Source organism: Pseudomonas helvetica (assembly GCF_039908645.1).
Taxonomy (GTDB): domain Bacteria; phylum Pseudomonadota; class Gammaproteobacteria; order Pseudomonadales; family Pseudomonadaceae; genus Aquipseudomonas; species Aquipseudomonas helvetica.
The window spans coordinates 5,845,808-5,858,105 of sequence record NZ_CP150917.1; the positions used below are offsets into that span (position 1 = coordinate 5,845,808).

Below are 12,298 nucleotides of genomic sequence, written 5' to 3' on the forward strand. Positions count from 1 at the left end.
GGAGTGCGAAGCGCTCCCAAAACAGTCTCAGGTGTACACCTGATACACCTCGACTGCAGGTTTTGGGGCTGCTTCGCAGCCCAGCGGGAGCAAGCTCCCTCGCCACAGGTGATGGTGGTAAATCCGTTAGAAATCCTTGCACAACCGCAACGCGTCGTAGATCGCCGCGTGCGTGTTGCGCTGGGCCACGCAGTCACCGATGCGGAACAGCAAGTAGCCGTCACCCGCCTGGCTCAGCGAAGGCTGAGGCTTGATCGCGAACAGGGCTTCGATATCCATCTGGCCTTTGTTGCGCGAGCCTTCCTTCAGTGCGTAGTAGATTTCTTCGTCCGGCCGCACGCCGTTCTCGACCACGACCTGGTCAACCACCCGCTCCTCTTTGGCGCCGGTGTATTCGTTTTCCAGCACCGCCACCAGCTTGTCGCCTTCGCGGTAGACCTTATCGAGCATCATGTCGCCGGTCATGATCACTTCTTTCGGGTACATGCTGCGGTAGTACGTCGGGAACGACGTACCGCCGATGGCCACGCCCGGCTTGATGTCGTCGGTGACGATCTCGACCTGGCTGCCCTTGTCCGCGAGGTAGTCGGCAACCGACATCCCGGTGAACTCGCAAATGGTGTCGTAGACCAGCACGTTCTTGCCCGGTGCAACCTTGCCGTCGAGCACGTCCCAGCTGCTGACTACCAGGCCTTCAGCCGCACCCCAGTGTTCGTTCTGTTCCAGGAACGGGTGACCGCCAACGGCGAGCACCACGATGTCCGGACGCAGGTCGAGAATGGTCGCCGCGTCAGCGGCTACGCCCAGGCGCAGGTCGACTTTCAAACGCGCCAGTTCCAGCTGGAACCAACGGGTGATACCGGCGATCTGGTCCCGTTGCGGGGCTTTCGAGGCGGTAGTGATCTGTCCGCCGATGAACTCTTTCTTCTCGAACAGGGTCACGTCGTGGCCACGTTCGGCGGCTACACGCGCCGCTTCCATCCCGGCAGGGCCGGCACCGACCACCACGACTTTACGTTTCACACCGGTCGATTTCTCGATGATGTGCGGTACGCCCATGTATTCACGGGAGGTCGCGGCGTTCTGGATGCACAGCACGTCCAGACCCTGGTACTGACGGTCGATGCAGTAGTTGGCACCCACGCATTGTTTGATCTGGTCGATCTGACCCATCTTGATCTTGGCGATCAGGTGCGGGTCGGCGATGTGCGCACGGGTCATGCCGACCATGTCGACGTAACCGCCTTCCAGAATACGTGTTGCCTGGTTCGGGTCCTTGATGTTCTGCGCGTGCAGAACCGGGGCCTTGACCACTTCCTTGATACCGGCCGCCAAGTGCAGGAACGGCTCCGGTGGATAACTCATGTTGGGAATAACGTTAGCCAGGGTGTTGTGGGTATCGCACCCCGAGCCCACGACGCCGATGAAGTCGATCATGCCGGTGTCGTCGTAGTACTTGGCGATCTGCTTCATGTCCTCATGGCTCAGGCCATCAGGGTGGAATTCATCACCGCAGATACGGATGCCGACGCAGAAATCCGGACCGACTTCCTTGCGCACAGCCTTGATCACTTCCAGGCCGAAACGCATGCGGTTCTCGAAGCTGCCGCCCCATTCGTCGGTACGTTTGTTGACGCGCGGGCTCCAGAACTGGTCGATCATGTGCTGGTGCACTGCCGACAGTTCAACGCCGTCCAGGCCACCGGCCTTGGCACGCGCAGCAGCACTGGCGTAGTTGCCGATCACCCGCCAGATTTCTTCCGGCTCGATGGTTTTGCAGGTCGCGCGGTGCACCGGTTCACGGATGCCCGACGGCGACAGCAGGGTCGGCCAGTGCTCGCCATCCCAACGTGAGCGACGGCCCATGTGGGTAATCTGGATCATGATCTTGGCGCCATGCTTGTGCATGGCATCGGCCAGGTTCTGGAAGTGCGGAATAATCCGGTCGTCGGCCAGGTTGACCGATTTCCACCAGCCTTGCGGGCTGTCGATGGCCACGCTGGAAGAACCGCCGCAAATCGCCAGGCCGATCCCGCCCTTGGCTTTCTCTTCGTAGTACTTCACGTACCGATCGGTGGTCATGCCGCCGTCGGTGGCGTAAACCTCGGCGTGCGCGGTGCTGAGCACGCGGTTGCGGATGGTCAGTTTGCCGATTTGAATCGGCTGGAACATTGCTTCGAAAGCCATGGCAGGATCCTCGACTTACAACGGCTTGACGGTGAACAAGCCGTCGTCGTGGCCTTCTTCGGAGCCACCGTAAACCTGTTCGGCGACGGTGCGAATCTTGCTGCCGCGCGCTTGCAGGATCTGATCCATGGCACCGGCAAACCAGCCAGTGAACATGTAGTCGACCTTGCGTCCGACCTTGCCGTAGACGTAGACGAATGCCGAGTGCTCGAGCTTGACGCTGGCAGTGCCTTTGTCGAGGTCGATGTCCTGGATCTTGAACAGGCCCCAGCCACGTTGCGACAGGCGCTTCATGTAGTGCTCGAACACCGCAACGCCTTCCAGGCCGTGGCATTCAGCTTCCTTTTCACACCAGTGCCAGGCGGACTTGTAGCCAGCCTTGTAGAGGATCTCGGCATAGGCGTCAGCGCCCAGCACTTCCTCGATGCCCATGTGGTTGTTGACGAAGAAGTGACGCGGCACATACAGCATCGGCAGGGCGTCAGAGGTCCAGACACCGGTTTCGCTGTCGACTTCGATTGGCAGTTGCGGGGCGATCTTGGCCATGGAAACTTAAACTCCAGAAAATTTTTTGTGTTGCCCGCGGCTCGGGTGGCAGCGGGAAAGGATTCAGAGGTACGGCGGCTTATTCGCCCCAGACGTCCTTGAGGACGTTGACCCAGTTTTCGCCCATGATCTTGCGCACTACGCGCTCGGAATGGCCGCGCTTGAGCAGCGTCTCGGTCAGGTTCGGGAACTCGCCCACGGTGCGGATGCCCAGCGGGTTGATGATCTTGCCGAAGCTGGTCAGACGGCGGGCGTAGCCCTTGTCATGGGTCAGGTATTCGAAGAAATCCTGGCCATGGCCCTGGGTGAAGTCGGTGCCGATGCCGATGGCGTCTTCGCCGACGATGTTCATGGTGTATTCGATGGCTTCGGCGTAATCGTCGATGGTCGAATCGATACCCTTGGCCAGGAACGGCGCGAACATGGTCACGCCGACGAAACCGCCGTGATCGGCGATGAACTTCAGTTCTTCATCGGACTTGTTGCGCGGGTGCACTTTCAGACCCGACGGCAGGCAATGGGAGTAGCACACCGGCTTCTTGGATTCGAGGATGACTTCTTCGGAAGTCTTCGAGCCGACGTGGGACAGGTCGCACATGACGCCGACGCGGTTCATCTCGGCAACGATTTCACGACCGAAACCCGACAGGCCGCCATCGCGCTCGTAGCAACCGGTACCGACCAGGTTCTGGGTGTTGTAGCACATCTGCACAATACCGACGCCCAGCTGCTTGAAGACCTCGACATAGCCGATCTGGTCTTCGAAGGCGTGAGCATTCTGGAAGCCGAACAGGATGCCGGTCTTGCCCTGCTCCTTGGCTTTGCGGATGTCGGCGGTGGTGCGCACCGGAATCACCAGGTCGCTGTTCTCGCGAATCAGCTTCTGGCTGGCGGCGATGTTGTTGACGGTTGCCTGGAACCCCTCCCACACCGACACGGTGCAGTTGGCCGCGGTCAAGCCGCCTTTGCGCATATCTTCAAACAGCTCGCGGTTCCACTTGGCAATAATCAGCCCGTCGATAACGATGCTGTCGGCGTGCAATTCGGCTGGGCTCATCAGGCAGTCCCCTATTAGCGATTCATGCGCCGAATCGTCTGCCGGCGCTTTGGGTCAGCATATGCTTGAGGGACGGGGCAGCCGGGTGCAAAAACGACAGGGGAATTGCCGAAAGCGTCAATACGCGACAAAGGGTCTCACCGCAGGCCCTTTGCCCTCCTGTTCTTTCCCGAATAGTTGGGCCAGAATTCGCCGCATCACTGGAACAAGGGGCGGCTACGCAATGAAATCGATCTTCCTGGCTTTGGCACTGATAGCGACCGGCGTACAGGCGGCAGAAGAAGCCGACAAAAACCCGTGCGATGCGGTCGAAAACGACGTCCAGACCCTGGAATGCTCGACCTATAGCAAAAACACCGCCGAACAACTGCTCAAGGACAATTTCCAGGGCTTACTGGATCGGATGAAAACCCAATACGCGAACAACAAGGCGCAGTTGGCAGACATCACCAGCAAACTCCAGACCGCCGAGCAGCTCTGGATGAAATCGCGGGATGCCGATTGCGCGATTGCAGCGTTCCCTGCAGCGGTAGGCAGCAAGACCTACACCATGGACCTGAACGATTGCCTGGCGAGCAAGAGCGACGAACGGTCGGAGTTCCTGGAGTCGATCGGGCAGCAATGACACAAGGCTCGAAGCAGAGGCTTTAAGCCTGTCACTGCAACCGGGCGTTAACGTGCTCTCACAGCCACGCGAACACCTGCTGTCAGCTCAAGCCTCGAATGGTGATTTGAACGCGCGCTCAGGCATCACCAGTGCACTCGTAGACTGCTCATAGCGATAACCCAACACGGTAATGTCCATAACCTCGCTGATCTTGCGCTGCCAAGGCTTGAGCACGTCTTCGTAGTTGTGGCCCGGGGGACCGTTTTCCATCGGCGCGTAATGCGGCGCCCATTCACCGTTGTACTTTGCCATCTCGGCTTGCCAGTCAGCCCAGACTTTGTCGACAAAACAATGGTGCAGGAAGAACACCGGATCCTCTGGTGAAGTCATCGCCAACATGTTGCCGCCGATCCACAAATGGACACGATTATGCAGTTGTGAGCCCGGTGTCGTGACTTGTGGGTCGCCCCGCTGAGTCACCCAACCCTCCAGCCGATTCCTGAAACCACGCGTGTAAGGTCCGGAATTATAGGGCGGCGTGTCGTACAACCTTTCGCGCATCGCCACGCCTACATCGGCAGAAGTTGGCAGTGAGGCGACCAGGAGCCCGAACTGACGCTTGAGTCCGGGCTCTGGCAAATTATCCTCGGGGTATGCAGGCACCGGCCAGTTGCCGTATTGATGAGCAAAGGCTCCACGGGTCACCCTCCAGTGATCAGTGGAATCACCGTTGCCACCCATGAAGTCATCCGCCCAGATCGGCGAGTTTTCAGGGTCATTGGCGTCTTCAGTCCAATCCCAATAAGGCAATGCGACATTTGGATCGATGGCGTGCAGATCAGCTTCGAACTGCATCAGCATTTCCCGGTGCCAAGGCAGAAACGACGGGCCCAAATGAGCTCCGTTGCGATAGGTGGGGTCTCGGGGTTCATAGGAGTGAACCGTGGGGACCATGACAGCGTGGTGCCAATGGACGTACTTGTCGTAACCGCCCCTGCGCTTGAGCGTCAGCACGCTATTGATAAAACCGGCCCTTTCATTTGGTGACAGTGAACGGACGTTTTTTCTTACGATCATTGCTCAGTTCCCTCGGCAGATGTGCCATCCAATGGGTTCGAAACTGCTCGGTGCCTGCTGTCCAATGTAGGTACCAGGATGACACGGGGTCTACTGTCAGAAATAACAGGTGCGGGCACTTTATGACCAATGGCAGGACCGGTTCGAAAGGGGCTGCATCAGGGTGACTGCACCGCTCAAGTAGGTCACCATTCACGCATTCCTCTGACGCTCTCCTGACTCAAGGCTTCTCATGAAAATCTGTGGCATCGAAATCAAAGGTAGCGAGGCGATCTTCGCCGTTGCCTCCCTCGACAATCAGGTGCTGACTCATGTCACCCTGAACACCAAGAAAATCGCCCTCGACGACGATGACGAAGCCGCCAACGTCAAAGCCTTCGCCGCGCAGGTCGGCACCTTTGTTCGTGACAACGGCATCGAGCGCATCGCAATCAAGAAGCGCAGTAAAAAAGGCGAGTTCGCCGGCGGCCCGACCACCTTCAAGATCGAAGGGGTTTTCCAGTTGCTGGACAACTGCGAAGTGACACTGCTGTCACCGCAGACCATCAACGCGCAGAACAAGAAGTTCGACTTTGCACTGCCGGCGACGCTGAACAAGTATCAGCATGAGGCGTACAAGGCGGCATGCTCCGGGTTGATGAAGAAGTAGGCTTACTGAGCCTTCTGGGCGCGATAGTGCTTGAGCCAGTCGGCAAACGATTTGTCCTCAAGCGCGTAAGCGCCGCGATTCGATTTCCAGACCAGTTCCTTTTCACGCAAGGCATCGATGCACGCCTGGATGGTCTGTGTGCCCGGCACTACCTCACTGCCCATCGCTTCCAGTGCTTTTGTCACCGCAACCAACGTCGCATCGGTGAAGGGTGCAAAAGGTTCGTTGCTCTGCGAGCGCTCGACCATGACTTCCAGTACTGCACGCTGTGCAACGGTCAGGGCGTTCCAGGCGCTTTCAAACTCAGTCCACACGCCGGCACGCAACAATTCGGCGCTGCTTCGCAGCAATTGGCTCAGATTGCTTGCTTCGCCCAGTTCCAGGGCTACCTCACCAATAATGGTCCGGAGCATTTCAGGACGGCGTCCCACTAATTCGAAAGCCTCGTCGATGTCTTCAGCGACAAACTGGTTGGTCTGCGCCAAATGGGCATTCAAATGAACGGTGTAGGCTTGGGTGAACGCTTTGCTCAATAGTGGGAACGGAGTAATGCTGGAACCGTAGAAAGGCTGGTTTCGGCTCAGCACAAGGTGAGCCAGTTTGTCGCGATTGGAGCCGGTGAACACCAGGCGCAAACCACTGGAATCTCCTTCACGCCCTTGATTCAGCTGGTCCCGAGCGGCCTTGAGCCCGAACATGGCGTTGACCCCCGCATCAGTGCTCAACGCATGCTGTGCTTCGTCGATCACCAACACAACAGTCTTGCCAGCAGCGTTGTGCAGCAGTTCCAGGGCTTGAGTCAGCGTCGCGCCTTCAGGCAATTGTGGCTTGCTGAAATCCCAGGACAGCGTACGCAGAAAACTGAGTTTCTCGACGCCCATCGACTTGGCCAGTTTTCGAATGCCCTTCTCATACGGCACCAATGCCCCCGCAATTGCGGTGGCGATCAGGTCAGCAGGATCTTTGTCCCTGTTAGCCCAGAGATCAACGTAGACCGTCAACCAACCTCGGGATTCACATTCCGGTATCAGGTCTTCGCGCAGGAAGGTGCTTTTCCCTGTACGCCGTGGCGCGGCCAGGAACAGGCCAGAGGTGTAATCCTGGATTCCGGTCCCCATCAAACCATCGGCAATATTTTGAGCCAGGCTGGGGCGACGAAATACAAAACCGGTGTTTTTCGACATGGCTTTATACTCAATTATTGAAACTACTATAATTTATAGTTAAGAGTATAAATCACTGTAAATGCCTGTCAAACCACCTCCCGCCCATCCCCCAACCGCCGTCGATCCTCGCGCGGGCATCGGGCAAACCGCGTCCGATAACTGCGGGTGAAATATGACGGCGATTCAAACCCGCAGGCGATGCTCACTTCCAGCACGCTCATGTCGGTCTGGCGCAGCAACTGCCTCGCCTTTTCCAGTCTTAATCCCAGGTAGAAGTTGCTCGGCGTGTCGTTGAGGTGCAAGCGGAACAGCCGCTCAAGCTGACGTCGCGTCACCTTGATCGAGTCCGCCAGTTCCAGCGTGCTGAGCGGCGGTTCGCTGTGTTGTTCCATCTCGCCAATTACGTGCACCAGTTTCTTGTTGCTGATGCCGTAACGCGTGGCGATCTGCATGCGTTGGTGGTCTTTGCGCGGGCGGATGCGCCCGAGCACGAACTGCTCGCTGACCTGGATCGCCAACTCGGGGCCGTGAGCCTGGGCGATCAGGTCAAGCATCAGGTCGATAGAGGCTGTGCCACCCGCCGAGGTGATGCGGCGTCGGTCGATCTCGAACAGCTCCTGGGTCACGCTGAGCTGTGGATAAGACTCCTTGAACGCGTCGATGGCTTCCCAGTGCAGGGTCACGCGGTGGCCGTCGAGCAACCCCGCTTCGGCGAGGACAAAACTGCCGGTGTCGATGCCACCGAGGGTCACGCCGTCGTGATCGAGGCGACGCAACCAGTGCTCCAGTGTCGGGTTGACGAACTTCAACGGCTCGAACCCCGCGACCACCAGCAAGGTCGCGCCCTTTTTCAGTGGTTCCAGCGCCGCATCGGCGTTGAGCGACATGCCGTTGCTGGCCAATACCGGACCGCCGTCGGCGCTCAGCACATGCCAGCGGTACAACTCGCCACGAAAGCGGTTGGCCACCCGAAGCGGTTCGATCGCCGAGATGAAACCGATGGCCGAGAAACCCGGCATCAACAGAAAGTAGAAATCCTGGGACATGGAGCGCACTCGGATGGCGGGCAGCGTGGAACAGGTGATACGCCAATTACTACCCCGCCACAAGAGCACAGGTCGCTGCAGTGCAAGAGCTGGTCGCCGCTGTGCGTTTTCTGCCGGGTTCAGCTGCGTAACTTGACATCACCGGCACGACAGATGCCGGAACCCACAATAACGACCTGCCGAGGATCCCACCATGAAACGACTGATCAGCAGCTGCGTTCTCGCACTCAGTGGTACCGCTTTCTTGAGTTCCGGCGCGATGGCTGCCGACCCCGCCGCCTGCCAGAACGTGCGCATGGGTGTGGTGAACTGGACCGACGTGATCGCCACCAGCGCCATGACCCAGGTCCTGCTCGATGGCCTCGGCTACAAGACCAAACAAACCAGTGCTTCCCAGCAAATCATCTTCGCCGGCATCCGCGACCAGCGCCTGGACATGTTCCTCGGCTACTGGAATCCGCTGATGACCCAGACCATCACCCCGTTTGTCGCCGGCAAGCAGGTGACCGTCCTGAGTGAACCGAGCCTCAAGGATGCCCGTGCCACCCTGGCCGTGCCGACCTACCTCGCCGACAAGGGCCTGAAAACCTTCGCCGACATCGCCAAGTTCGAAAAAGAACTGGGCGGCAAGATCTACGGCATCGAGCCAGGTTCGGGCGCCAACACCCAGATCAAGGAAATGATCGCCAAGAACCAGTTCGGCCTGGGCAAATTCCAGCTGGTCGAATCCAGTGAGGCCGGCATGCTCGCGGCAGTCGATCGCGCCGTACGCCGCAACGAAGCCGTGGTGTTCTTCGGCTGGGCGCCGCACCCGATGAACGTCAACGTGAAAATGACCTACCTCACCGGTAGCCAGGACGCCCTGGGTCCGAACGAAGGCTCGGCCACCGTCTGGACCGTGACCGCCCCGAACTACGCCAGCCAGTGCCCGAACGTCAGCCGCTTGCTGAGCAACCTGACTTTCACCGCCGAAGACGAGAGCCGGATGATGCAACCGCTGCTCGATCACAAGGACGCTTTCGAATCGGCCAAGCAATGGCTCAAGGATCACCCACAAGACAAGCAACGCTGGCTTGAAGGTGTGACCACGTTCGACGGCAAACCGGCTGCCGAGAACCTGCAACTGAGCAGTCAATAAACCCGAATGAATCCCCTCTTCGCAGCCGGTTTCGGCTGCGAGCGGGCCCGCTACGCCCAAAAATCATGTCTGAAGGAAACCGCACCATGAACCACGACGTCATCATCACCTGCGCACTCACCGGTGCTGGCGACACGACCGCCAAGAGCCCACACGTGCCGGTCACCCCGAAACAGATCGCAGCCGCTGCCGTGGAAGCCGCCAAAGCCGGCGCCACCGTGGTCCACTGCCACGTGCGCAACCCTGAAACCGGCAAGTTCAGTCGCGATGTGGCGCTCTACCGTGAAGTGATGGAGCGTATTCGCGAAGCGGACGTCGACATCATCGTCAACCTGACGGCTGGCATGGGTGGCGACCTGGAAATCGGCGCTGGCGAGAACCCGATGGAGTTCGGCCCGAACACCGACCTGGTCGGTCCGCTGACCCGTCTGGCTCACGTTGAAGAACTGCTGCCGGAAATCTGCACACTCGACTGCGGCACCCTGAACTTCGGCGACGGCGACACCATTTACGTCTCCACCCCGGCCCAGCTGCGCGCTGGCGCCAAACGCATTCAAGAGCTGGGCGTGAAGGCCGAGCTGGAAATCTTCGACACCGGTCACCTGTGGTTCGCCAAACAGCTGATCAAGGAAGGCCTGCTCGACGACCCGCTGTTCCAGCTGTGCCTGGGCATCCCATGGGGCGCACCGGCTGACACCACCACCATGAAAGCCATGGTCGACAACCTGCCGGCCAATGCGGTCTGGGCCGGGTTCGGCATCGGTCGCATGCAAATGCCGATGGCCGCTCAAGCGGTGCTGCTGGGCGGCAACGTGCGGGTCGGGCTGGAAGACAACATCTGGCTGGATCGCGGCGTACTGGCGACCAACGGCCAACTGGTCGAGCGCGCCAGCGAAATCCTCAGCCGCCTCGGTGCCCGCGTCCTGACCCCAGCCGAAGGCCGGGCGAAGATGGGCCTGACCAAGCGCGGTTAAACCACACCACACCTATCACCTGTAGGTGCGAGCTTGTGTGGCGAGGGGGCTTGCCCCCGTTCGGCTGCGAAGCAGTCGTAAAACTTTGCATGCGGTGTGCCTGACACACCGCGGTTTCAGGTTTTGGGGCCGCTTCGCGACCCAACGGGGGCAAGCCCCCTCGCCACAAGAGCCCGCTCCCACATTGGATCACCGATTTTCTTTAGGACGTCACCATGAGCTTTATTACCGAAATCAAAACATTCGCCGCGCTGGGCAGTGGTGTCATCGGCAGCGGCTGGGTATCCCGTGCCCTCGCCCATGGCCTTGATGTGGTGGCCTGGGACCCGGCGCCCGGCGCCGAAGTCGCGCTGCGCAAACGTGTCGCCAATGCCTGGGGTGCGCTGGAGAAACAGGGCCTGGCACCCGGCGCATCACAGGATCGCCTGCGCTTTGTCGCCACTATCGAAGAGTGCGTGCGGGATGCCGACTTCATCCAGGAAAGCGCCCCGGAACGCCTTGAACTGAAACTCGAACTGCACAGCAAAATCAGCGCGGCGGCCAAGCCCAATGCACTGATCGGTTCCAGCACTTCAGGGCTGTTGCCGAGCGAGTTCTACGAGGGCTCGACCCACCCGGAACGCTGCGTAGTCGGCCATCCGTTCAACCCGGTTTACCTGCTGCCACTGGTGGAAGTGGTCGGTGGCAAGAACACTGCGCCAGAAGCGGTGCAGGCAGCGATGAAAGTCTACGAATCGCTGGGCATGCGCCCGCTGCATGTGCGCAAGGAAGTACCGGGTTTCATCGCTGACCGTCTGCTCGAAGCGCTGTGGCGCGAGGCACTGCACCTGGTCAATGACGGCGTGGCAACCACCGGTGAAATCGACGATGCGATTCGGTTTGGCGCCGGGCTGCGCTGGTCGTTCATGGGCACGTTCCTGACCTACACCCTGGCCGGTGGCGATGCCGGTATGCGGCACTTCATGGCGCAATTCGGTCCGGCGTTGCAACTGCCATGGACTTACCTGCCCGCACCGGAATTGACCGACAAGCTGATCGACGACGTGGTCGACGGCACCAGCGATCAACTGGGTAAACACAGCATTTCAGCGCTGGAACGCTATCGTGATGATTGCTTGCTGGCGGTGCTGGAGGCGGTGAAGACCACCAAGGCCAAACATGGCATGACCTTCAGCGAGTAAGCGCAAAACCCTGTGGCGAGGGAGCTTGCTCCCGCTCGGCCGCGAAGCGGTCGTAAAAACCGGTAAAGGCGTTTTATCTGATAGAACGCAACTGCAGGTTTTGAGACTGCTACACAGTCCAGCGGGAGCAAGCTCCCTCGCCACATGTGTTAACCCATGAACATTTGTGGAGCGGCACCATGCCAGCCCTAACTACCTATACCACCAAAATCATCCCCGACTGGGTCGACTACAACGGCCATCTGCGCGATGCGTTTTACCTGCTGATCTTCAGCTACGCCACCGATGCGCTGATGGATCAACTGGGCATGGACAGCAACAACCGCGAAGCCAGCGGCAACTCGCTGTTCACCCTCGAACTGCACCTCAATTACCTGCACGAAGTGAAGCTCGGTGCCGAGGTCGAGGTGCATACCCAAATAATTGGTCATGACCGTAAACGCCTGCACCTCTATCACAGCCTTCATCTGGTCGGCGAAGAGCAGGAACTGGCGGGCAACGAACAAATGCTGCTGCACGTCGACCTGGCGGGGCCGCGCTCGGCACCGTTCAGCGAGTCGGTACTGAACAAACTGCGGGCCATGACCGCATTGCAATCGGACCTGCCCACCCCTGCCTATATTGGCCGCGTGATCGCATTACCGCCGGAAAAATAACAATCAAAACAAGG

At 59.2% G+C, this 12,298-nt stretch carries 12 protein-coding genes; 6 read left to right on the forward strand and 6 right to left on the reverse strand.

The window, feature by feature from the left end; all coding sequences use genetic code 11:
- Nucleotides 1–126: 126 nt before the first annotated feature.
- From dgcA to AABM55_RS27035, 3 genes are all read right to left on the reverse strand, one after another.
- Nucleotides 127–2,187: a dimethylglycine demethylation protein DgcA gene (gene dgcA / locus AABM55_RS27025; RefSeq protein WP_347928196.1), complete on the reverse strand. Its 2,061-nt coding sequence runs from the start codon at nt 2,185–2,187 to the stop codon at nt 127–129.
- Nucleotides 2,188–2,202: 15 nt separating this feature from the next.
- Entirely contained in the window at nt 2,203–2,733 is a 531-nt protein-coding gene (locus AABM55_RS27030) for a DUF5943 domain-containing protein (RefSeq protein WP_008033249.1), read from the reverse strand.
- Between the two features lie 79 nt (nt 2,734–2,812).
- Entirely contained in the window at nt 2,813–3,790 is a 978-nt protein-coding gene (locus AABM55_RS27035) for a dipeptidase (protein WP_007907542.1), read from the reverse strand.
- 223 nt (nt 3,791–4,013) lie between these two features.
- Here AABM55_RS27035 and AABM55_RS27040 point away from each other — a divergent pair, with 223 nt between their 5' ends.
- The gene (locus AABM55_RS27040) at nt 4,014–4,415 is read left to right on the forward strand and encodes a lysozyme inhibitor LprI family protein (protein WP_347928197.1); all 402 of its coding nucleotides are present in this window, start codon (nt 4,014–4,016) and stop codon (nt 4,413–4,415) included.
- Nucleotides 4,416–4,502: 87 nt separating this feature from the next.
- Here AABM55_RS27040 and AABM55_RS27045 read toward each other — a convergent pair whose 3' ends face one another.
- Nucleotides 4,503–5,474: a tyrosinase family protein gene (locus tag AABM55_RS27045; RefSeq protein ID WP_347928198.1), complete on the reverse strand. Its 972-nt coding sequence runs from the start codon at nt 5,472–5,474 to the stop codon at nt 4,503–4,505.
- 232 nt (nt 5,475–5,706) lie between these two features.
- Here AABM55_RS27045 and AABM55_RS27050 point away from each other — a divergent pair, with 232 nt between their 5' ends.
- On the forward strand, nt 5,707–6,123 hold the full coding sequence (locus AABM55_RS27050) for a DUF3010 family protein (protein ID WP_347928199.1): 417 nt from the start codon (nt 5,707–5,709) through the stop codon (nt 6,121–6,123).
- A gap of 2 nt (nt 6,124–6,125) precedes the next feature.
- On the opposite strand, the gene AABM55_RS27055 is transcribed toward AABM55_RS27050, so the two are convergent.
- The gene (locus tag AABM55_RS27055; RefSeq protein WP_347928200.1) at nt 6,126–7,307 is read right to left on the reverse strand and encodes an ATP-binding protein; all 1,182 of its coding nucleotides are present in this window, start codon (nt 7,305–7,307) and stop codon (nt 6,126–6,128) included.
- A gap of 68 nt (nt 7,308–7,375) precedes the next feature.
- The gene (locus tag AABM55_RS27060; protein WP_103322148.1) at nt 7,376–8,335 is read right to left on the reverse strand and encodes a GlxA family transcriptional regulator; all 960 of its coding nucleotides are present in this window, start codon (nt 8,333–8,335) and stop codon (nt 7,376–7,378) included.
- 193 nt (nt 8,336–8,528) lie between these two features.
- Between AABM55_RS27060 and choX the strand changes: the two genes are divergently transcribed.
- The 4 genes from choX to AABM55_RS27080 all read left to right on the forward strand — a co-directional run bounded on the left by choX (nt 8,529) and on the right by AABM55_RS27080 (nt 12,284).
- Nucleotides 8,529–9,473: a choline ABC transporter substrate-binding protein gene (choX, locus tag AABM55_RS27065; RefSeq protein ID WP_054594384.1), complete on the forward strand. Its 945-nt coding sequence runs from the start codon at nt 8,529–8,531 to the stop codon at nt 9,471–9,473.
- An 86-nt stretch (nt 9,474–9,559) separates the two neighbouring features.
- Nucleotides 9,560–10,447, forward strand: coding sequence for a 3-keto-5-aminohexanoate cleavage protein (locus AABM55_RS27070; RefSeq protein ID WP_019694008.1), 888 nt, complete (start codon nt 9,560–9,562; stop codon nt 10,445–10,447).
- A 215-nt stretch (nt 10,448–10,662) separates the two neighbouring features.
- Complete coding sequence (locus AABM55_RS27075) at nt 10,663–11,628, forward strand: L-carnitine dehydrogenase (RefSeq protein WP_054594385.1); 966 nt, start codon at nt 10,663–10,665, stop codon at nt 11,626–11,628.
- A 179-nt stretch (nt 11,629–11,807) separates the two neighbouring features.
- On the forward strand, nt 11,808–12,284 hold the full coding sequence (locus AABM55_RS27080; protein WP_347928201.1) for a thioesterase family protein: 477 nt from the start codon (nt 11,808–11,810) through the stop codon (nt 12,282–12,284).
- Nucleotides 12,285–12,298 lie beyond the last annotated feature (14 nt).